This is a genomic window from Qiania dongpingensis, assembly GCF_014337195.1.
In the GTDB taxonomy this organism is placed as follows: Bacteria; Bacillota; Clostridia; order Lachnospirales; family Lachnospiraceae; genus Lientehia; species Lientehia dongpingensis.
In genome coordinates, this window is record NZ_CP060634.1 from 833,319 (window position 1) to 853,109 (window position 19,791).

Here is a 19,791-nt window from a genome sequence, read left to right on the forward strand (position 1 = left end):
ACATATCTCCCTTTTGAAATCAACGGAACAGTCACCCCCGCTTTCCTCTCTCCATATGATAATGTATGAAGAAACGGAGGAATACTATGGAACCTATCCTTGAATTCATACATGTATGTTTTTCCTATCATTCACTGGACGGTGAGACATCCGCACTTTATGACATCTCTTTGAAGGTCAGCCCCGGAGAATTCGTAGCGGTCGTGGGGCCCTCCGGCTGTGGAAAAACAACGCTCCTGTCCCTAATCAGCGGCCTTTTAAAGCCGGAATCAGGAGAAATACGACTGTTTGGGAAAGCTCAGGGCACCTCCGGCGCCAACATCGGCTATATGCTTCAGAGAGACCACCTTTTTGAATGGCGGACGGTCTATGACAATGTGCTCCTGGGCCTGGAAATCAAGCGCAACTTAACCTCCAATGCCCGGGCCAGCGTGGATTCCATGCTGGACACCTATGGCTTGTCGGCTTTTAAAGACGCCCCTCCGTCTTCTTTATCCGGAGGTATGCGCCAAAGGGCTGCGCTCATCCGCACTCTGGCCCTGGAGCCTGATATCCTGCTTCTCGACGAACCATTTTCCGCTCTGGATTACCAGACAAGGCTGGAAGTGGGCGACGACATCGGCGGTATCATCCGCAAGGAGCATAAAACCGCTGTTCTGGTCACTCATGACCTTTCGGAGGCCATTACGCTGGCAGACAAGGTAGTCATACTTTCAGACCGGCCCGCCCGCATCAAAAAAATTCTGCCTCTGCACTTTGACGAGGTCTATGATTCTCCCTTAAAGAGACGAAGCTCTCCTCAGTTCAGCGGCTATTTTGAAGAAATATGGAAGGAGCTCAAATCCAATGGATAATTCCCTCTCCAAAGCCCAAGTGGCCTACCTGAGGGCGCGCTCCCGTCACAAACGCCTCGTTCTCATCGGACAGATTCTTTTATTTATCCTGTTCATCGGCGCCTGGGAGCTCACCGCCCGCATCGGCCTTTTGAATGATTTTATATTCAGCAGTCCATCCCGCATGATAACCTGTTTCATCCAAATGACAGAAGATTTCAGTATTTTTCGCCATATCGGAGTGACACTGGCAGAAACCATCGGCAGCTTTTTCCTGGTCATGGCCATCGGCCTCCTGGCCGCTATGCTGCTCTGGCTGAGCCCTACCTTGTCGGAGCTTCTGGAACCGTACCTGGTAATGCTCAACAGTCTTCCGAAATCAGCACTCGCCCCCGTACTCATCGTATGGCTGGGCAACAATGTGAAAACTATCGTCGTGGCGGCCATTTCCGTGGCCGTTTTTGGCTCCATCATGACACTCCACACGGGCTTTCGAAGCGTCGACCAGGATAAGATCAAGCTCATCTACACTCTGGGCGGCAGAAAGAGGGATGTCTTAAAAAAGGTACTTGTTCCCAGCGCTGTTCCGCTTATCATCAATAACATGAAGGTCAACATCGGCCTCTGCCTCGTAGGCGTCATCATCGGGGAATTTCTGGCGGCGGACAAGGGCCTGGGTTATCTGATCATCTATGGCAGCCAAGTGTTCAAGATGGATATCGTAATGATGAGCATCGTCATCCTCTGCATTATCTCCATGGGCCTTTACCGCATCATCGGGATGCTGGAAAAGCGGTACGTCAAGCGTCATTGAAGATTGACAGCCGCTTCCGGCCGCTATATAATAGATAAATCGAACTTGGGAGGCACATAAGATGAAAAAAAGTAAATTAGTCCTGAACATTGGTTTTGTATCCATTCTTGTGGAGTTTATATTAGACGCTGTAAAAGACCGTTATTCGCTGCCCTCTTGGGTGACTCCCATAAAATGGATTCTTCTTCTGATCGCGTTTGTATGTGTGATCGGATATCTGGCACTTAAGAACGTCGAACAATGAGTAAATTGTTTTTATATAACAGTTAAGCCGCGGAGCGTATCCTCAGATATACCCCGCGGCTTGTTTTGACCGTAAAACCGTGAAACTGTCACAATGCTATGATCACTCCGCCGTCCCCTGCATATGTCGTGCTGACGCCGGCTGTATCCACAATATAAACATCCTTTACCTTTATCAGACTGCAGATCAGTTCCTTTACTTTTTTTGCCCGTTCCGGACAGTTCGTATGGGAAATAGACAGCACCTTATTCTCCGCGTCCTTCGCGTCCTTCGCTTCCTTTGCAACCCACTGGGCCATCTTGGCGAGCGCCTTGTCTATGCCCCGCGCCTGATCCAGCTTAATGATCACACCTTTATCGGCTCCCATGACCGGCTTGATATTTAAGACTGTGGCAAACAAAGCCTGCAATCCGGTCAGCCTCCCGTTTTTCTTCAAAAAGTCCAGCGTCTCCAGGACAAAATAGGTTTTCATATTATCCCGAAACTCGGACACTTCCTTTACTATCTTCTCAAAGGATTCTCCCGCCTCCGCCATCTCCTGAATCTTTACGGCGATCCGGGCTTCTCCTATGGACGCCGAATCCGAGCTGAACACGGCTATCTTCTTTTCACCCTTTTCTTCTATATAAAGACTTCTACCGAGGACCGCACTGTTATATGTGCCGCTCAGATGCTGAGACAATGTCACCACAAAAATGGCTTCTGCATCGCAGTCATAGGCTTTTTTAAAAGCCTCCGGAGACGGACATGCTGTCTTCGGACAATCCGGAGTTGTGCGGACCAGTTCCAGATACTTTGCCTGGTCAAAGCTCTCATCATCGGTAATATAGGTATCCCCCACCTGCAATGTCAGCGGAACCACCTGAAAATGACGGTCTGCTTTCAATTCCTTTGTCAAATCACAGCAGCTGTCCACTACTATCTTGTAATCCATATTTTCCCTCCTGTACTGCCTTACTACTTTTTTGTGGAGCATTTACCACTCTATGTAGTTTTCATTACCATTTATGATAGCACAGAATACGCGCTTTGAAAAGGGAGAATGTAATCTTTTTTATCTAATTTCCAAAGCTTTCCCGATTACTGCTCCTGCCAAAAGCATCTCATAAGATCAGAAAGAGCTTCCTGGTCCTTAACTCCCATCACTTCCCTGGCGGAATGCATAGCCAGCAAAGGGATGCCGATATCCGCCGTATTCATCACCGCAAAAGAGGATGCGATGGAGCCCAGGGTACTGCCGCTTCCCACATCAGAGCGGTTGGCAAAAAGCTGGAGCGGTATATGATTTTTATCACAAATGCTTCTGACTACGCCGACAGCTTCTCCGTCCGTGGCATATTTCTGATTGCTCTCCGCCTTTAAAGCCACGCCTCCGTTTAGAAATACCGGATTCGTCACGTCGCTCTTATCCGGCTGATTCGGATGCTTTCCATGAGCCACATCCACTGAAAGCAGAAAGCTTTTCAGCAGACAGTTGATACAGTCCTCACCGCTGTAACCGAAAGAACGGCAGATTTTTTCCATCACCAGCGCAAGAAGAGAAGAACCGGCCCCCTGCTTCGTCTTGCTGCCAATCTCCTCATGGTCAAAAAACACGGCCATATCCACGCCGCTTCCTCTCTCTGTCCCTGCGAGCAGCCCATCCACGCAAGCACTTACTGAGGTCAGGTTATCCAGTCTGGGCGCTGAGAGAAACTCACCGTTCATTCCAAGGATATCCGGCTTATCGCAGTTATAAACAGAAAGTTCATAAAATAAAATATCTTCCGGAGCTGCGTCAAGCTCTCCCGCCAGAGCATTCAGAAAAAATCCTCCTTTATTCAGCACATCCGACGCAGCCTGTCCGGCCATCGGGAGCATATCCTTCTGCTTATTTAACTCCACACCTTTATTCACTTCCCGGTTCATATGAATGGCCAGGTTGGGAATCGTGAACACAGGGCGTCCGAAATCCATCAGACGGGTCTCGGGGCTGAAGCAGCCGTTTCCTTTGAGCGTCACCCTTCCGGCCACGGAAAGAGGTCTGTCAAGCCAAGTATTTAAGATAGGGCCTCCATACGTTTCCACATTGACCTTCGCATAAGTATCCTGGGACATATCCGGAGCCGTTTTTATACGCATGCAGGGCCAGTCTGTATGGGCCGCCGCGATCCGAAAGCTCTGAAGGCGCCCAAAGCCAGGATTTATGCGGAACGCGAACATGGAAGAGCCGTGGGCTTTCACATAATATTTCCCTCCCTTATCCAGAGACCAGCTGTCCCACAGTCCCAGCTCCTGATACCCGTCTCGTTCAAGCTCTTCTGCCGCGGCCTCCACCACATGATACGGCGATATCCCCCGCTCGATATATCTTAAGAGCCCCTCAGGCACTCTGCTTTCCAGGTTCTGTCTGTCCGCCATTCTTCTTTCCTCCTCCTGCATTCATTTCAGATTCTGTCTTTCTTTTCCAGTATACCACATTTTTAAAGAAAGACTTCCCTTTTTCCGGATTTTCTCCTATACTGAACGTATTAGGAGGTTCTCATGATAGCGTTAAACATACCAGACAAAAAGGATTTCACATCCAAGCTGTTTCTTCAGGACACCTTTGATTCATTTTTGGTATCTCAGGCTTCCTTCACTACAAGCATTACCGTTTCTCTGGACGGTTCTCTCCACCGCGATTATTTCACTGACGCAGAATGGGAAGAAATGGAACAGCACGATTTCGCCCGCTGGCCGCTTCTTAAGCCTTTGTGCTACCAGGTCGTCAAGGGCAGGCGGCTGCCGGAGCACTTTAAAGTCGTCTTCGTGCTGTCCCGCTCCAATACAGAAAAGCTGTTGTCGGAAACCGGCCTGTCTATCTCGGCGGAACAGGTCAGCGGTCTGTTTCTGAATGTCCGCTACGATCAGGGAACACTTCAATGTGTGACCGGCGTCTCCCTCTCTTTTTTTACCCCCGATAAGTCTCTGGATCGGGCATGGGATGACATGATAAGGCGCTACTTCAGATCTAAGGAAATATTCTGGGAAGAAAATTAGAGCCTTTCTCCCTTATTTCAGCAAAAATCGGAAAACAAAAGCGAATTGCTAGCACTCGTGTCTAATGAGTGCTAATTTTTTCTTGACTTTTATAATCTCGCGTATTACAATATACCAAAGAAATCAAAAAAGACTGTTTCGTCTTTTCAAACCCACAAAGAAAAAAGAAAGGTGTGATTGATATGCCAGAGAAACAGGGCAATTTATCCATTAACAGTGAAAACATATTTCCGATCATAAAGAAATGGCTTTACAGTGACCACGATATTTTTTACCGTGAGCTGATCTCCAACGGCTGCGACGCCATCACCAAGTTGAAAAAGCTGGATGTGATGGGCGAGTTTGAGATTCCGGAGGATACCGAATTTAAAATCCAGGTCACGGTAGATCCCGACGAAAAGACCATCTCCTTCAAGGACAACGGCATTGGAATGACCTTTGAAGAGCTGGACGAGTACATCAACCAGATTGCTTTTTCCGGAGCTAAGGATTTCCTGGAGAAATATAAGGACAAGACGAACGAGGATCAGATCATTGGACATTTTGGCCTGGGCTTCTATTCCTCCTTCATGGTCGCGGACAAGGTAAGCATCGATACAAAATCCTATCGTGCCGACGCTCCTGCCGTCCACTGGGAATCGGACGGAGGCCAGGAATTCGCCATGGCTGAAGGGAGCAAGGAAGATTTCGGAACAGAGATCACCTTGTATCTCAACGAAGACAGCCTGGAATTTGCCAACGAATATAAAGCCCGCGAAGTCATCGAGAAATACTGCTCCTTCATGCCTGTAAACATTTTCCTGAACAAGGCGAACGCCCCTCAGGAATACGAGACCATTGATGTGAGCGAGGTGACGGAAAAGGATGTAGTGGTGGAGACCACCATTGAAGAAGCCAAGACAGAAGAACGGGAAAATGAGAACGGAGAAAAAGAAATCGTAGAGATTTCTCCCCGGAAGGAACTTGCCAAGATCAACAAGCGTCCTGTTCCTCTGAACGATGTTCATCCTCTCTGGACGAAGCATCCCAATGAATGTACCGATGAAGAATACAAGAAATTTTACCGTACCGTATTCAACGACTATAAGGAGCCTTTATTCTGGATTCATCTGAATATGGACTATCCGTTCAATTTAAAAGGCATTCTTTACTTCCCGAAAATCGGCTCCCAGTATGAGAGCATTGAGGGAACCATCAAGCTTTACAACAGCCAGGTATTTGTTGCGGACAATATCAAGGAAGTCATCCCTGAATTCCTGATGCTGTTAAAAGGTGTGATCGACTGCCCCGATCTTCCTCTAAATGTCTCCAGGAGCGCTTTGCAGAACGACGGCTTCGTCAAAAAGATTTCTGACTACATCACCAAGAAGGTAGCGGACAAGCTGACCGGCATGTATAAGGTCGAGAAGGAGAATTATGAAAAATACTGGGACGATCTGAGTCCCTTCATTAAATTCGGTTATATCCGGGATGAAAAATTTGAGGACAAGATAAAAGACTGTATCCTGTTCAAGAACCTGGAGGGCCGGTATCTGACCCTGGCAGAATGCCTGGAAGAAAACAAAGAAGCTCACGAAAATACGGTCTTCTATGTGACCGATGAGAAAGCGCAGAGCCAATATATCAACATGTTCAAGGAAGCCGGTATTGACGCGGTCATTCTGACCCACACCATTGACTCTCCTTTTATTAGCCATGTGGAACAGAAAAATGAAAACGTGCATTTCCTGAGAATCGATACGGATCTGGACAGCGCATTCAAGGAAGAGACCGGGGAGGAAGAAAAAGAATCCCTGAGCAAGATGACCGACAAGCTGACGGAGACCTTCCGGAAAGCTCTCGGCGATGACAAGCTGGAAGTCAAGGTGGAAAAGCTTAAAAATTCATCCATTGCTTCTGTTGTCACTTCGTCCGAGGACAGCCGCCGGATGCAGGATATGATGAAAATGTACAGTATGGGAGATATGAACATGGATATGTTCGGCGCTTCTGAAAGTCTGGTGCTGAACGCGAATCATCCTCTCGTGACTTATGTACTGGAGCACGAGGACAGTGAAGATACCTCCATATTCTGCGAGCAGCTGTATGACCTGGCTCTTTTAAGCCATGGAAGCCTCTCTCCGGAGCGCATGAGCAAATTTATTGCCCGTACCAATGACGTAATGTTAAAGCTGGCTGAATAAAAACGAAATGCTGCCGCCGGATGGCCGATACCATCCGGCGGCAGTTTATTAATGATGTCTGTGATTTCTGTTCTCCCGGTTCTTTTTTTCCTGCCGTTTTCTCTCCCTTTCTTTTTGTGCTTCGTCACATTCCTCATCTATCTCATATACTGAATCTTCATCAATGATAAGTCTGGTTTTCATATAAAGCGTCTCCTTACACATAATAGTGGTTCCTCAGAAACCGCTCATAATATCATATGCCGAATTTTCCAATTTCGTTTTTCCTCTTGCCTGCATAGGTCAACCCCTCCTCCGCATAAAGTAAAGGGAACAAACCTACGAGGTGCCATTTTGGAACAAGATAGCTTCAAAGCAACCGAACTGGACAAAATGACCAGCGGCTACAACCTCCAGATGCTGAAAGCGGCCCTGGCTTATTTTCCTGCCTCACAGAAACGTCTTCTGTCCGTGCTCGTAAAATTCCAGGAGCTTAAAAATACCGTGAACTTGTTTTCTTCTCCTGAAGCAGCCGATGCCTTAAGCATCTGCTCCGCCTCTGAAGGCGCTCCCAAAAAAGGATTCTTTGACGTATTAAATGAAATAAAAGATTATGGCAGTCCGGAGCAGAAGAAAGCCTTCGACCGGCTGAATTACATCATCCAGCTGTCCTCCTTATATGATCAGATGCCTCAAGGCGGAGCGGCCGCTGAACCTGCAGGCCAGACCCGGGAAGAACCGGCTCCGTTCACCGTAGTATCCGGACAGCCTGCCGCGGAGGAAGAAGAAAAGGCCACGCTGTCAGCCGCTTCCCTGGATCCAGACTCACCGTCCGGGCCTTCTTCATCTGAAGCCGATGATGACTTCCGAAGCTTTATCCGCGGCTCTTTGAGCTCCAGTCAGCAGGCCCTTTTCGATTCTTACAGCGCTATGTTCCATTCTCTCAACAATGCACCAGGAAAGGAGCCACATCATAATGAATAACTTTCAAAACGGAATGTATAACAACGGCATGAACGGAAATAGAGGGCGAAACATGTCCCCCGTGAACGGAGACGCCGGACAGAATCAGAATCCGGGGAACAATTACCAGAATCCGGCCGGAAGCTATCAAAACCAAGGGAATAACTTCCAGGACCAAGGGAATAGCTACCAGAATCCAGGCAATAACTTTCAGAATCCGGGCAATAACTTTCAGAATCTGGGCAGCTCACCGCAGAATCCGGGCGGCTCACCGCAGAATACCGGCACTCCCAATCAGAATACCGGCGCCCCCAATCAGAATATCGGCGCCCCTTCTCAGAATGCCGGCACAGCAGGTCAAAATTCCGGTACTGCCGGACAAAATACCGGGAACACTGGAAATCCGGGAGGCACGCCTTTGACAGGGCAAAGTAACTCCGGAAACGACAGCTGGAAAAATGACCCCTCCTTGAAAAATATGGATTTAAAAAAGCTGGCCTTTTTATCCGAACTGGTCTCCCAATCCGGCAGCCAGTCTATGGACTCTCTGCTGCCCTTTCTGATGGCTGCCAATAAGAACGCCAATTCCATGGGGATGCAGTTCAATGACTCAGAGACAGATCTGATACTCAATGTCTTAAAAAGCCGGATGAAGCCGGGGGAACAGTCCCGAATTGATATGATTCGGAAAATGGCGGATATGCTGGGGCGGAGATAAAAACAAAACGTGCCGGAAGAGCAATCTTCCGGCACTTTATTATTCCACTGTTATCTGACACATTTTCATAGCTTCCAGCGCGTTGATATGGCTTTCCGGCGTCACGCCGGCGCAGCAGCCGCTGTCTGCCAGGACAGGCACTTCCGGAAGAAAAGCCTTGATGAGCATGGCATTGGATATCACACAGATATCCGTACACAGACCTACCAGCTCAATCTCCTCCAGCGGTTCTTTTTCATTTATCTCCGCCAGATACTGTGCGAGTTCTACGGACCCAAAGGATGACTTTTCAAAAATCCTGGCCTGTTTTTCTTTCAGTAATAAATCAATCTCCGGCTCAAGCTCCCATCCGCCGCTTCCTTTTATACAATGTGCGACCGGGAGTTTCCGCCCTTCCTGGGTGTTTTTATAGTCCGTTCCGTGCGTATCCATTGTAGCTAAAACAATTCCATCAAAACCTCGTATTTTTTCTTTAACTCTGGGGACAATGACTTTCGCCTCCTTTGTCCCCAGCGCTCCTTCTATAAAGTCCTTCTGCATATCCACTACAATAAGCGCCCTGCTCATATGGCTTCCTCCATTCGTCAGAATAAACTGGATACAATCTCATTGACAAGCTTGCCGTCCGCCCTGCCTTTCACCTTCGGCATCAGCTCTTTCATGATACCACAGAGAATCTGTTTTTTCCAGACCAGTTACAATGATAAAAGCCGCCGCATACGGCGTTTCCGCACCGTATGAGACGGCCTTAAAATCAAGAACCGAAATCGTCCTTTATGAACCCTGAGGAATAATACGCCTTTCCAGGCTCAAAAGCAATCCCCCTTGCCTCAAACATTTCCTCCATCGTCACCAGCTGGAAGCCTCTCGCCTTCAGCTCCGGTATGATGGTCTTACAGGCTTCGATGGTCTCCGGATGGATATCGTGCATCAAAATAATGTCCCCATCCTCCGCTTTCAGCTTTTCGTCATAGAGCACGTTATTGATGGTGGCCGCCGCGTCCCGCGTCTTCCAGTCCTCCGTGTCCACATCCCACCGGGCCAGCGGATATTGGACATAACCCAGCACATGGTTATTGTAACCGCCATAAGGAGGGCGCACCGTACTGCACTTGGGAAGGCCCCAGCCGGCCAGGATATCGTTGACTCCTTCAATCTGCTGCGTGATTTCTTCGTCCGAGATATTTTTCAGATTCTGATGATCCAGCGTGTGGTTGCCCACCTGGCATCCCAGCTCCAGCTCCCGCCTGATGATATCTTCGGCCCCTTCGTGCTCCAGCATACTGCCCACCACAAAGAAAGTAGCCCTGGCATCATTCGCCTCCAAAAGATCCAGAAGCTCCGGCGTCGTCGAGGATTTCGGCCCGTCGTCAAAGGTCAGGCACACCATCGGCTTATTGGGATCCACCTTTCCTCCGGAAACGGGGCCCTGCACCTCCTGGCCGCCTTCCATGCCGTCTGCCAGATTCCTGGTCAGGAAATCCTTTAAATCTTCCATGGGAACCGTAAACGACAGAATATCGTTCACTCCTTCCACCAAACTTCCTCCGGGAAAATAAAGAGTGAGGCCATCCTCATTCCAGGTATAATATTTGAAATTTGAAAGCTCAGGGGCCACGGCTGTCTCTATGACCTTTCCCGTCTGTCCCTCTGCAAATGATTTTGTCTTCTCTGCCAGCAGATCCAGAAAGCCTTCTTTTAATAGGTCTGACAGCGCTACCTCTGCTCCGTCGGACACGTTATAAGTATAAGTCTCAACGCTGTCTCCTGCCGCTGAAGCCAGGGGAAGCTCCTTATGAATATCGAACTTGACGGAAACCAGCTCTTCCTTCGTCTTATAGGATTCATAATCCGCCTGCATAATCATCCTGACGGCCTTCTCTGTCTTGCAGCCCGTAACCTCCGCCTTAAATACAGAGACAATATCTTCCGCCCGCTGGCGGATGCCTGCATCCATGGCCTCATTTCCAATCACCGGGTAACGGACCGCATACCCCTCATAGTCAGCGATTTCTTTTATCTCCTGAGCACTTCCGACCTCCTGCTTGTCGGCCGCCATCGTAAACTGGAAATTCTTTTCCGACAGCTTCGCACCGTCTCCTGTCTCCCCGCCGGCATTGGATACCGGGGCCCCTTCCACGTTCACGGAACCCTTATGAAGGACTTTAATAGCGATACACACGACTAAAACCAGAAGCACCGCCGAGAGGCCGCTTATGACCAGTATCCGGTTACGCCGCTGCTTTTTCAGCCGCTCCGCCGCTCTGGAATAACGCCGAACTCCATCTGCAGGGACTGCTCCGTCTTGGTCTTGTTTTGTATGATTCCGGGGTCTGTGAGACAGCTGAATATACTCCAGCCTTTCTTCTTTCCCTTCCTGTGACATGGTTTCAACCTCTTTCATATTTTATACTCATAGAGCGATTATCTTTCTCGACCGTATTCCCTACTATAACACATATTCTTGAAGATGTTCTTAACAAAATGTGACAATTTTCTTATATTTATATCCCAGTCCTCATATCTCCAGGAACCGCTTCACCATATCCTTCATAGCCGCCGCTTCGCAGATCGTCTTATGGAGTACGGGAGCCGTGCGGATCTCCTCTATGGCAGGGGGGACCGGTACTCCGGAAATCTGAGACAGCACATCGACTAAAGCAAAATCTTCCATATCATTATATTTTTCGTCAATGGCTTTCATCACGCTTCTTGTGAATTTATAAGGGCTGGCCGTGGACGCGATCAGAGTTTTCGTCCCATCTCCTGTCTCTGCCCTGTATTTCCCATAGACACAGGAAGCGACCGCCGTATGGGTATCGATGACATACCCCGTCTTTTCATAAAGATTCTTTATTTCCGCCGCTGTTTCTTTCTCATCGGCAAAGGCGCCGTAAAAATCAGCCAATGCTTTTCTCATCTCATCGGTGATTTCATACCGGCCTTTCTCCGACAGCTCTTTCATAAGAGATGCATCTTTGGCCGCATCGTCGCCGGCTATCTTATACACCAGGCGTTCCAGGTTGCTGGAGATCAGGATATCCATGGACGGAGAACTGGTCAGAATAAACTTGCGGTTTCTGTCATACGCCCCTGTGCTGAAAAAGTCATAGAGGACCTTGTTCTCATTGGACGCACAGATCAGCTTCCCAATGGGCACTCCCAAAAGCTTCGCATAATAAGCGGCCAGAATGTTACCGAAATTTCCGGTCGGCACCGTCACATTGATCTCCTCACCCGCGGACACCGCGCCCTTCTTAAGCAGCTGTCCATAAGCATAGGCATAATATACCACCTGGGGAACCAGACGCCCGATATTGATGGAGTTCGCAGAAGAAAATTGGAAGCCGTGCTCTTCCAGTTCCATGGAGAGCTCCTTATCTCCGAAAATCTTCTTTACCCCATTCTGCGCGTCGTCAAAATTCCCGTGGATTCCCACGACAAACGTATTCTTCCCCTTTTGGGTCACCATCTGTTTTTCCTGGATGGGACTTACGCCGTCCTTAGGATAAAACACAATGATCCTTGTTCCCGGCACATCCGCGAATCCCGCCAAAGCCGCCTTGCCGGTATCTCCGGAGGTGGCCGTCAGCACTACGATCTCATTGCGGACCTGATTTTTCTTTGCCGCGGTGACCATCAGATGGGGAAGTATGGAAAGTGCCATATCCTTAAACGCGATGGTCGCCCCATGGAAAAGCTCCAGATAATAAACACCTGCCGCTTCCTTTATGGGAGCGATCTCCTCTGTGTCAAATTTATCGTCATATGCCCTGGCGATACAGGAGCGAAGCTCCTCTTCCGTAAAATCCGTCAGAAACTGCTTCATCACAACATATGCAGTCTCCTGATAGGAAAGTCCGGCCAGCTCTTCAAGGCTTACCGGAAGCTTCGGCAGTTTTTCCGGCACATAAAGGCCTCCGTCATCCGCCAGCCCTTTTAAGATTGCCTGGGACGCGGTCACTTTTCCCCCGTTTCCTCTGGTACTTCCATACATTAATTCTGACATAGCAATTCCCTCTCTTTTCTATATTTTCCATTTTCAGCGACGGCAGCGCCGATACGATCTCTGCATTTTTGCATCATCCAAATCATAGCACAGCGGATTTTATTTGTCATCTACTCCTTCACAAGACCGCACACACGGGCTTCCGTATATTGTATCAGCGCCTCCGGATCCAGGAATATCTGGCAGCCCCGGATACCGGCGCTTACGGCGATCTCGTCAAACAGAACTGCCGTTTCTTCTATATAAGTAGGATATTTCTTTTTCATTCCAATGGGAGAGCAGCCGCCGCGTATATAGCCCGTAAGCCCCTGGATCTCTTTAACATGTACCATCTCCACCTTCTTGTCTCCGGAAGCCGCGGCCGCTTTTTTCAGATCCAGCTCTTCACACACCGGAATGCAGAATACCATGATTCCGTTCTTTTCTCCTCTGGCTACCAGGGTCTTAAAAACCATGTCCTTGTCAAGGCCCAGCCTGGCGGCCACATGGGCCCCGCTCAGGTCGCTCTCGTCTACCTCATACTCTTTAGACGTATACGCGATCCCGGCCGCGTCCAGCAAACGCATCGCATTGGTCCTTACTGCTTTTTCCGCCACCTGTATCCATCCTTTCTTCCCTTCTGTGTCAAATTTTAGCACATCAGGGCCCTCAGGGCAACCATTGATGCCAGAAAAAAACCGCTGTGAAACGAATCGTTTCACAGCAGCCTTATTTTTCAGCGGCCGGACAGCTTCTCCGGACTATTTATTTTTTTCATTGATATAATTCATAAGCCCTTCAGCCGCTATGATCTTCTGCATGAACTCCGGAAACGCCTGACCTTTGAACTGCGTATTCTTCGTTCTGTTGTAGATCATGCCGCTGTCAAAATCTATTTCCACCTCGTCCCCTTCGTCGATTCCCTTGGACGCATCCGGACACTCAATGATCGGAAGGCCGATGTTAATCGAATTGCGGTAAAAAATCCTCGCAAAGGTCTCCGCAATCACGCAACTGACTCCCGCTGCTTTGATAGCGATCGGAGCGTGTTCTCTGGAAGAGCCGCAGCCGAAGTTCCTGGCCGCTACGATAATATCCCCTTTTTTCACTCTGTTTACAAAGCTCTTGTCGATATCCTCCATGCAGTGGGTAGCCAGCTCCGCCGGATCGGAAGAATTCAGGTATCTCGCCGGGATGATCACATCCGTGTCAACATTGTCTCCATATTTGAATACTTTCCCATGTGCTTTCATGACGTATCCTCCTTTTTACATTCCCAGTGCTTCTGGGCCGGAAATTTTTCCTGTCACAGCGCTGGCTGCCGCCACCGCCGGACTGGCCAGATACACCTCTGACTTCACATGGCCCATACGTCCGACAAAGTTCCGGTTGGTGGTGGACACGCATCGTTCTCCTTCTGCCAGGATACCCATATAGCCTCCCAGGCAGGGGCCGCAGGTCGGCGTGCTCACGATCGCTCCCGCCTCTATAAATGTCTTTAAAAGGCCTTCCTCCATGGCCTGCAGATAGATCTTCTGCGTGGCCGGAATCACGATGGCGCGGACTCCCTTCTTTACTTTCTTCCCTGCCAGTACCTTTGCCGCAGTCCTCAGATCTTCCATCCTGCCGTTGGTGCAGGAACCGATCACAACCTGATCAATTGAAATATCTTCCACTTCGTCAATGCTCCGAGTGTTTTCCGGAAGATGGGGGAAAGATACCGTGGGACGGATGCTCCCCAGGTCCAGGCGGATCGCCCTCTCATATTCTGCATCCTCATCCGCTTCATAGATTTTAAACGGACGCATGGAATGTTCCTTCATATACCGGATGGCCGTCTCATCCACAGGGAAAATGCCGTTTTTCCCGCCAGCCTCAATGGCCATATTGGCAATGGTGAAGCGGTCGTCCATGGAAAGGGACCTCACTCCGTCGCCGGTAAACTCCATAGACTGATAAAGGGCTCCGTCCACCCCTATCATTCCAATAATATGGAGGATCACATCTTTTCCGCTCACCCATTTTTGAAGTTCTCCGGTCAGCTCGATCTTGATTGCTGACGGAACCTTGAACCACGCTTTTCCGGTGGCCATGCCGGCCGCCATATCTGTGCTCCCCACTCCGGTGGAAAAAGCGCCGAGCGCTCCATATGTACAAGTGTGGGAATCCGCTCCTATTACCACGTCGCCTGCCACCACAAGACCTTTTTCCGGCAAAAGCGCATGCTCAATCCCCATCTCCCCCACATCAAAGAAGTTCGTTATTTCATGCTTGGCCGCAAATTCCCTCACACACTTACAATGCTCCGCGGATTTGATATCCTTATTCGGCACGAAATGGTCCAGTACCAGTGCTATTTTATCTTTATGAAATACTGAGCTGTCCTTCATTTTGTCATCCATCTCATGGATGGCTACAGGGGAGGTGATATCATTCCCCAAAACCAGATCTAATTCCGCTTCGATCAGCTGTCCGGCTTCTACCGACTTAAGTCCGGCGTGAGCCGCCAGGATCTTCTGCGTCATCGTCATTCCCATATTGTTCCCTCCTGTTCATCCAGCATGGGCTTCTGCCCACGATTGCCAATACATAGCTTTACCGCCCCAGATATCATTGGATATCCGCTATTATACCATCCTGTAAATTATAATTGAAATACGGATTTTGAATGTTTACTATGACCTGAAGTTATAGTATAATATTACTGATTTAAATGCATGTAATTAGGGGAGGAATCACTGTGGAACAGAATCTATCCTTATACCGGATTTTCTTTGAAGTCGCCCAGACGGGAAATATCTCCCGGGCCGCTAAAAACCTGTATATCAGCCAGCCGGCCATCAGCAAGGCCATCAGCAAATTGGAGGACAATCTCAATCTGCCCCTTTTTATAAGGAATTCCAGAGGGGTCCAGCTTACTGAAGAAGGAGCTATCTTGTTTGAACATGTACGGGCAGCTTTCGAAACTCTGGACCGGGGAGAAGACGAACTGAAACGGATGACAGAGCTGGGCGTAGGCCACATACGGATCGGCGTCAGCACCGTACTCTGTAAATACGTCCTGTTGCCTTGCCTGAAAGAATTCGTGGCACGGTTTCCTCACGTAAAATTCACTATCCGGAGCCAATCCACTCTGCAGACTCTGGAGCTCCTCGAGCATCAGCAGATTGACCTCGGCCTGACGGCGGAGACTCCGTATAAAAAAAACATCACCTTTGACAAGGTGATGGATATTGAGGACGGTTTTGTGGCAACCCCGGCCTATCTTACCAACATGCGCCTGCGAGAGGGAGCCGCCCAGTCCGATGTGTTCCGGAACGGCACCATTCTCATGCTGGAAAAGGGAAATGTCAGCCGGACTTACATAGAAGATTATTTTAGGGAGCAGCATATCGAACCTGCCCATCTCCTGGAAGCCTCTACCATGGACCTGCTCATTGACTTTGCAAGAATCGGTCTCGGCGCGGGATGTGTGATAAAGAACTTTGTGAAGGATGAGCTGCAAAACGGGACTTTTTTAGAAATCCCCATGAACCCTCCCATCCCCAAGCGCAGCATAGGCTTTGTATTTAACAGCCAGCCAGTCCACTCCAAAGCCCTCAACATGTTTATCAAATTTTACCGCCATTATTATCAGAAGCCCTGATATATCTGTTCCCTATGGCAGGATCACTTCCAGATCCACCAGGTCTTTTGTCCGGTACACCAGATCTTTCCTAAGGACAAAGTCCCTTCTTTCCCAGAATTCATTCCCCTCTTCATTGCTGTCATATGCCACCAGTGCCGTCTTGGTGATCCCTTCCCTGCGGAAAGCCTCCAGCGACGCTTCTAAGAGAGCTGTCCCGATTCCTTTTTTTCTCTCCGATTCCTCCACCGCCATATGATATATGTATCCGCGGCGCCCGTCATGGCCGCCCAGTATCACTCCCAGCAGCCGTTCTTCCTCTTTTGCGACAAAGCACGTGGAAGGATTCCGTTTCAGATATTTCTCTATCCCTTCCTTTGAGTCGTCCAGATTGGTCAGTCCCATGCCTGGCGTCCTGATCCACAGTCGGTAAACACGGTCATAATCCTCAATTTTCATGGTGCAAATCTTCATATGGCCTTCTCCTTTCTGCGCGTGCCCCGTGCTGCAGAATAGATAAGCTTCCAAATCACAGGGGCGTAGTTGGGTGACAGTGATATAAAAGCGAAAGGTCCGCACTTATAGTAAAATTATATCATAACGGCTATAAAATCACAAGAAACCGGTGCTGTTTAAAGCAACGGTTTCCAAAAGCTTCGTCCCGCCGGAATTTTTTATAAAAGTTTTGGCAGAAATAGGGTTGCAAGCCCCAAAAAGAAGAAAAAGCCCAGTACATCTGTGGCTGTAGTCACAAACACTGCTGAGGCCAGGGCCGGATCTATCCTCATTTTTTTGAGCAGCACAGGGACCAGATATCCTGTGGCCGTGGCCACCATCATATTTAGGACCATGGCAAGCCCGGTCACCAATCCCAGATACGGGTTCCCCTGTATCACCACCTCGACAGCCGCCACGATTCCTCCTATGGCCGCTCCGGTCACGATACCCACTGTGAACTCTTTAAGGAATATCCGGAGCGCATTGTCCCGGTTCAGCTCATTCAGCGCGATTCCCCGGACGATGATAGTCATGGACTGGGTGCCTGCATTTCCTCCCATCCCGGTGATGATGGACATGATAGCCGACAGCGCCACCACTTTGCTGATGGTCGCCTCGAATAAGCTGACCACCCAGGAAGCTAAAAACGCCGTGAGCAGATTTACTACCAGCCAGGGCAGACGGCTTTTGAGGGAATCCGATAACGGTCCATCCACTTCTTCCTCACCAGAGATACCGCCCATGTAGTGGATATCCTCCGTGGCCTCCTCCGTAGCAATTTCCATGACATCATCCACTGTGATGACTCCGACTAACTGGTCCGCGTCGTTGACCACCGGCAGCTCCACCAATCCATATTTCTCAAACTGTCTGGATATCTCCTCCTGGTCATCCTCCACATGAGCAGTTATCACATGGGGATTCATGATATCCAGAACCGCCGTGTCAAACGAGGATGTGACCAAGTCCGTAAGGTTCAAAGAGCCTCTCAGATGATTTTGTCTGTCCACCACGTACAGGCAGTAGGCCGTCTCCACTTCTTCCGCTATCTCCTGCAGATATAGAAGTGTCTTGTAGACCGTCTTATTGTCATAGATATTGATAAATTCCGTGGCCATGATACCGCCGGCCGTATCAGGCGGATAAGAAAGAAGCTGGCGCACCTCGCTCCTGTCCTCCTCGGACAGCTTGCCGATGACTTTTGCGAGCTCTGACCTGTCTTCAATGGATCCCACCATATCGGCCAGCTCATCGGAAGACATTTCCTCCAGTATCTCTTCCTGTTTATCCTCCGAAAACAGCTTCAAGATCCCGTACTTGTCTTCCTCATCCTCTTCGTCGATGATGTCGGCGATCAGGGAATCCGGAAGCCTGGCCATGAGCGCCTTTGGATCAATATCCTCATCGTGGAGGAGCTCCAGGATGTCGGCGGGATGAATGTATTCAATCTGTTCTTTTAACGTTTTCTCATCCGCATGCAAAAGCAGCTCCAAGAGCTCATCTTTTTTCAGTCTCTCATCTGTCCCGCTCATCTTGCTCACCTCTTATCTTCCCTATTCATCCGGCCTCACTATACCTTCTAATAACGCTTGTACCGCCGCCTCTTTTCCGTCTTAGTGGTCGAGAACTGCACAAAAATACCAAGCGCCGACAGAATGATGCCTGCGACAAGCACCGGCGTCTGGTCCGTTACGCCTCCCAGAGCCATGAGCCTGGATCCTGCGGAAAGGCCATTCGTGACAGCCGTCGACAGGATGATGGCAGGTCTCATAAAAATGACGCTGAGCACGCCTACTGCAATCCCCGCTGCGATGGCCAGTGCATAGACCCACCATGTTTCCTTTCCCGCCATGCTCCCAAAAAGGCCCAGCGCCACCAGATAGGAGGAAAACGTTCCCAGGAGGAATACTCCCACCTGATAGATTTTATATGCCAGAACTCCCAGCAGCAACATGAGAAGGAGCGCTACTACCGCTGTCACAGTCGAGTTCTTTATGAACTGCGTTCCCACTATGATGCCCACGATCAGGCCGATCAATCCGCCGATCAAAGTTACCCATATTTTTAATAGCTTATATCCCATAAAACACTGCAAAAGAATCAGGACTAAAGCCAGAATCGCTAATACGCCGGCAACGCCCTTCGGCATCCGGTTGAAGAAATCTTCTATTACCGCTATTCCCTGCTGTCCAAAGTTCTTTATTCCGCTCATTTCCATAAAAGTATTCCCCATATATCCGCCTTCCTTTCCTCGCACATCGGCGCTGTTGTTTCAGTATAACACTTTACCGACTCATATTTCAACCGTTTAAGATTCTTATTAAGCTCCGACCAAGCCCCAGTTTATCACCGGCAGAAGTTCCGGACCGTCACGATTTCGGTTCGCTGGCGATGCAGGAGCCGCTTTATCCCCGCTCCGGAAGTACCGCTCACATGTCGGCAGGAAATCTTGATGATTTCCCGTCTCCGGTTCGCTCAGAAACGGAATCGGATTTTCCGTTTCTGCCTCCCTCTGCCTGGGGAACACCGGCCGCTGCCCTGCGGCGCTCACCTTTAGGCCGGCCCAGAATCTTTCTGCCGGTGTCCTGCCCGCCGCACCTTTTCGGATAATCTCGGTTCCCTTGATTCCAGAAAAGGATCGTATATCCACACGGCCCGCGCGCCTTATGGCAGCGGGCTGCGGTAGACCGCTCCAATGGTTTTCAAAACACGCGGAAGCCTTATCTCGGTGCGGAAAGAGGAGCAGGAGGAATAATCCGATTCCATCGTAAGGCGAGCGCCGCAAAGGCGTTAGCAGAATTTTCCCGACCGGAGGTCGTAAAAATTTTGGTTACGGCTGCCAGCGAGCCGCCTGGATGGGATTGGATTTCCTCTTGTCTCATCTGATTCATAAGACAAATTTGTTTTAAAAGTATTCAAAGGTAT

Annotated in this window: 21 protein-coding genes and 1 pseudogene; 8 read left to right on the forward strand and 14 right to left on the reverse strand. The window is 49.4% G+C overall.

What is annotated here, in order from left to right; all coding sequences use genetic code 11:
* The first annotated feature begins 86 nt into the window (after positions 1–86).
* The 3 genes from H9Q78_RS03855 to H9Q78_RS03865 all read left to right on the forward strand — a co-directional run bounded on the left by H9Q78_RS03855 (position 87) and on the right by H9Q78_RS03865 (position 1,891).
* Positions 87–854 carry an ABC transporter ATP-binding protein gene (locus H9Q78_RS03855; protein WP_249303688.1) on the forward strand — a complete coding sequence of 256 codons (768 nt, stop codon included), beginning with the start codon at positions 87–89 and terminating at the stop codon, positions 852–854.
* Positions 847–1,647: an ABC transporter permease gene (locus tag H9Q78_RS03860; RefSeq protein WP_249303689.1), complete on the forward strand. Its 801-nt coding sequence runs from the start codon at positions 847–849 to the stop codon at positions 1,645–1,647. The genes H9Q78_RS03855 and H9Q78_RS03860 overlap by 8 nt, the downstream gene beginning before the upstream one ends.
* Positions 1,648–1,708: 61 nt before the next feature.
* Positions 1,709–1,891, forward strand: a complete 183-nt coding sequence (locus H9Q78_RS03865) for a hypothetical protein (RefSeq protein WP_249303690.1) — start codon at positions 1,709–1,711, stop codon at positions 1,889–1,891.
* Between the two features lie 88 nt (positions 1,892–1,979).
* Here the strand turns inward: H9Q78_RS03865 and H9Q78_RS03870 are convergent, their stop codons facing one another.
* Both H9Q78_RS03870 and H9Q78_RS03875 read right to left on the reverse strand, forming a co-directional pair.
* On the reverse strand, positions 1,980–2,825 hold the full coding sequence (locus H9Q78_RS03870; RefSeq protein WP_249303691.1) for a DegV family protein: 846 nt from the start codon (positions 2,823–2,825) through the stop codon (positions 1,980–1,982).
* Positions 2,826–2,971: 146 nt separating this feature from the next.
* On the reverse strand, positions 2,972–4,291 hold the full coding sequence (locus H9Q78_RS03875) for a M18 family aminopeptidase (RefSeq protein WP_249303692.1): 1,320 nt from the start codon (positions 4,289–4,291) through the stop codon (positions 2,972–2,974).
* 123 nt (positions 4,292–4,414) lie between these two features.
* Here H9Q78_RS03875 and H9Q78_RS03880 point away from each other — a divergent pair, with 123 nt between their 5' ends.
* Both H9Q78_RS03880 and htpG read left to right on the forward strand, forming a co-directional pair.
* Positions 4,415–4,912 (forward strand): DUF5721 family protein, encoded by a 498-nt coding sequence (locus H9Q78_RS03880; RefSeq protein ID WP_249303693.1) that lies wholly within the window; start codon positions 4,415–4,417, stop codon positions 4,910–4,912.
* Between the two features lie 182 nt (positions 4,913–5,094).
* Entirely contained in the window at positions 5,095–7,095 is a 2,001-nt protein-coding gene (gene htpG, locus H9Q78_RS03885) for a molecular chaperone HtpG (RefSeq protein WP_249303695.1), read from the forward strand.
* Between the two features lie 48 nt (positions 7,096–7,143).
* Here the strand turns inward: htpG and H9Q78_RS14475 are convergent, their stop codons facing one another.
* On the reverse strand, positions 7,144–7,278 hold the full coding sequence (locus H9Q78_RS14475) for a hypothetical protein (protein ID WP_269141961.1): 135 nt from the start codon (positions 7,276–7,278) through the stop codon (positions 7,144–7,146).
* A gap of 150 nt (positions 7,279–7,428) precedes the next feature.
* On the opposite strand from H9Q78_RS14475, the gene H9Q78_RS03890 reads away from it, so the two are divergent.
* Positions 7,429–8,058 (forward strand): hypothetical protein, encoded by a 630-nt coding sequence (locus H9Q78_RS03890; protein ID WP_249303696.1) that lies wholly within the window; start codon positions 7,429–7,431, stop codon positions 8,056–8,058.
* Positions 8,051–8,755 carry a hypothetical protein gene (locus H9Q78_RS03895; protein WP_249303697.1) on the forward strand — a complete coding sequence of 235 codons (705 nt, stop codon included), beginning with the start codon at positions 8,051–8,053 and terminating at the stop codon, positions 8,753–8,755. Before H9Q78_RS03890 ends, H9Q78_RS03895 begins: the two co-directional genes overlap by 8 nt.
* Before the next feature lie 39 nt (positions 8,756–8,794).
* Here the strand turns inward: H9Q78_RS03895 and H9Q78_RS03900 are convergent, their stop codons facing one another.
* The 7 genes and pseudogenes from H9Q78_RS03900 to leuC form a co-directional block, all read right to left on the reverse strand.
* Positions 8,795–9,322: a cysteine hydrolase family protein gene (locus tag H9Q78_RS03900; protein ID WP_249303698.1), complete on the reverse strand. Its 528-nt coding sequence runs from the start codon at positions 9,320–9,322 to the stop codon at positions 8,795–8,797.
* A gap of 17 nt (positions 9,323–9,339) precedes the next feature.
* Positions 9,340–9,420 (reverse strand): annotated as a pseudogene (locus tag H9Q78_RS14570) (GatB/YqeY domain-containing protein); the annotation flags it as partial.
* Positions 9,421–9,509: 89 nt separating this feature from the next.
* Positions 9,510–11,159 carry a polysaccharide deacetylase family protein gene (locus H9Q78_RS03910; RefSeq protein WP_249303699.1) on the reverse strand — a complete coding sequence of 550 codons (1,650 nt, stop codon included), beginning with the start codon at positions 11,157–11,159 and terminating at the stop codon, positions 9,510–9,512.
* A gap of 114 nt (positions 11,160–11,273) precedes the next feature.
* Positions 11,274–12,764, reverse strand: coding sequence for a threonine synthase (gene thrC, locus H9Q78_RS03915; protein ID WP_249303701.1), 1,491 nt, complete (start codon positions 12,762–12,764; stop codon positions 11,274–11,276).
* 110 nt (positions 12,765–12,874) lie between these two features.
* On the reverse strand, positions 12,875–13,330 hold the full coding sequence (gene ybaK, locus H9Q78_RS03920) for a Cys-tRNA(Pro) deacylase (RefSeq protein WP_249304725.1): 456 nt from the start codon (positions 13,328–13,330) through the stop codon (positions 12,875–12,877).
* 174 nt (positions 13,331–13,504) lie between these two features.
* Positions 13,505–13,996 carry a 3-isopropylmalate dehydratase small subunit gene (gene leuD, locus H9Q78_RS03925; RefSeq protein ID WP_249303702.1) on the reverse strand — a complete coding sequence of 164 codons (492 nt, stop codon included), beginning with the start codon at positions 13,994–13,996 and terminating at the stop codon, positions 13,505–13,507.
* 15 nt (positions 13,997–14,011) lie between these two features.
* Entirely contained in the window at positions 14,012–15,280 is a 1,269-nt protein-coding gene (gene leuC, locus H9Q78_RS03930; RefSeq protein WP_249303703.1) for a 3-isopropylmalate dehydratase large subunit, read from the reverse strand.
* A gap of 203 nt (positions 15,281–15,483) precedes the next feature.
* Between leuC and H9Q78_RS03935 the strand changes: the two genes are divergently transcribed.
* The gene (locus H9Q78_RS03935; RefSeq protein ID WP_249303704.1) at positions 15,484–16,389 is read left to right on the forward strand and encodes a LysR family transcriptional regulator; all 906 of its coding nucleotides are present in this window, start codon (positions 15,484–15,486) and stop codon (positions 16,387–16,389) included.
* A 12-nt stretch (positions 16,390–16,401) separates the two neighbouring features.
* On the opposite strand, the gene H9Q78_RS03940 is transcribed toward H9Q78_RS03935, so the two are convergent.
* From H9Q78_RS03940 to H9Q78_RS03955, 4 genes are all read right to left on the reverse strand, one after another.
* On the reverse strand, positions 16,402–16,842 hold the full coding sequence (locus H9Q78_RS03940) for a GNAT family N-acetyltransferase (protein WP_249303705.1): 441 nt from the start codon (positions 16,840–16,842) through the stop codon (positions 16,402–16,404).
* A gap of 200 nt (positions 16,843–17,042) precedes the next feature.
* Positions 17,043–18,398 carry a magnesium transporter gene (gene mgtE / locus H9Q78_RS03945; protein WP_249304727.1) on the reverse strand — a complete coding sequence of 452 codons (1,356 nt, stop codon included), beginning with the start codon at positions 18,396–18,398 and terminating at the stop codon, positions 17,043–17,045.
* 47 nt (positions 18,399–18,445) lie between these two features.
* The gene (locus H9Q78_RS03950) at positions 18,446–19,099 is read right to left on the reverse strand and encodes a TM7S3/TM198-like domain-containing protein (protein ID WP_249303706.1); all 654 of its coding nucleotides are present in this window, start codon (positions 19,097–19,099) and stop codon (positions 18,446–18,448) included.
* A gap of 87 nt (positions 19,100–19,186) precedes the next feature.
* Positions 19,187–19,516 (reverse strand): hypothetical protein, encoded by a 330-nt coding sequence (locus H9Q78_RS03955; RefSeq protein WP_249303707.1) that lies wholly within the window; start codon positions 19,514–19,516, stop codon positions 19,187–19,189.
* Positions 19,517–19,791 lie beyond the last annotated feature (275 nt).

Excerpts from the sequence above, each read along its gene's own strand:
- H9Q78_RS03855 (WP_249303688.1), top strand. The coding sequence starts at position 87 with ATGGAACCTATCCTTGAATTCATACATGTATGTTTTTCCTATCATTCA.
- H9Q78_RS03860 (WP_249303689.1), top strand. The coding sequence starts at position 847 with ATGGATAATTCCCTCTCCAAAGCCCAAGTGGCCTACCTGAGGGCGCGC.
- H9Q78_RS03865 (WP_249303690.1), top strand. The coding sequence starts at position 1,709 with ATGAAAAAAAGTAAATTAGTCCTGAACATTGGTTTTGTATCCATTCTT.
- H9Q78_RS03870 (WP_249303691.1), bottom strand. The coding sequence starts at position 2,825 with ATGGATTACAAGATAGTAGTGGACAGCTGCTGTGATTTGACAAAGGAA.
- H9Q78_RS03875 (WP_249303692.1), bottom strand. The coding sequence starts at position 4,291 with ATGGCGGACAGACAGAACCTGGAAAGCAGAGTGCCTGAGGGGCTCTTA.
- H9Q78_RS03880 (WP_249303693.1), top strand. The coding sequence starts at position 4,415 with ATGATAGCGTTAAACATACCAGACAAAAAGGATTTCACATCCAAGCTG.
- htpG (WP_249303695.1), top strand. The coding sequence starts at position 5,095 with ATGCCAGAGAAACAGGGCAATTTATCCATTAACAGTGAAAACATATTT.
- H9Q78_RS14475 (WP_269141961.1), bottom strand. The coding sequence starts at position 7,278 with ATGAAAACCAGACTTATCATTGATGAAGATTCAGTATATGAGATAGAT.
- H9Q78_RS03895 (WP_249303697.1), top strand. The coding sequence starts at position 8,051 with ATGAATAACTTTCAAAACGGAATGTATAACAACGGCATGAACGGAAAT.
- H9Q78_RS03900 (WP_249303698.1), bottom strand. The coding sequence starts at position 9,322 with ATGAGCAGGGCGCTTATTGTAGTGGATATGCAGAAGGACTTTATAGAA.
- H9Q78_RS03910 (WP_249303699.1), bottom strand. The coding sequence starts at position 11,159 with ATGAAAGAGGTTGAAACCATGTCACAGGAAGGGAAAGAAGAAAGGCTG.
- thrC (WP_249303701.1), bottom strand. The coding sequence starts at position 12,764 with ATGTCAGAATTAATGTATGGAAGTACCAGAGGAAACGGGGGAAAAGTG.
- ybaK (WP_249304725.1), bottom strand. The coding sequence starts at position 13,330 with ATGCGTTTGCTGGACGCGGCCGGGATCGCGTATACGTCTAAAGAGTAT.
- leuD (WP_249303702.1), bottom strand. The coding sequence starts at position 13,996 with ATGAAAGCACATGGGAAAGTATTCAAATATGGAGACAATGTTGACACG.
- leuC (WP_249303703.1), bottom strand. The coding sequence starts at position 15,280 with ATGGGAATGACGATGACGCAGAAGATCCTGGCGGCTCACGCCGGACTT.
- H9Q78_RS03940 (WP_249303705.1), bottom strand. The coding sequence starts at position 16,842 with ATGAAGATTTGCACCATGAAAATTGAGGATTATGACCGTGTTTACCGA.
- mgtE (WP_249304727.1), bottom strand. The coding sequence starts at position 18,398 with ATGAGCGGGACAGATGAGAGACTGAAAAAAGATGAGCTCTTGGAGCTG.
- H9Q78_RS03950 (WP_249303706.1), bottom strand. The coding sequence starts at position 19,099 with ATGGGGAATACTTTTATGGAAATGAGCGGAATAAAGAACTTTGGACAG.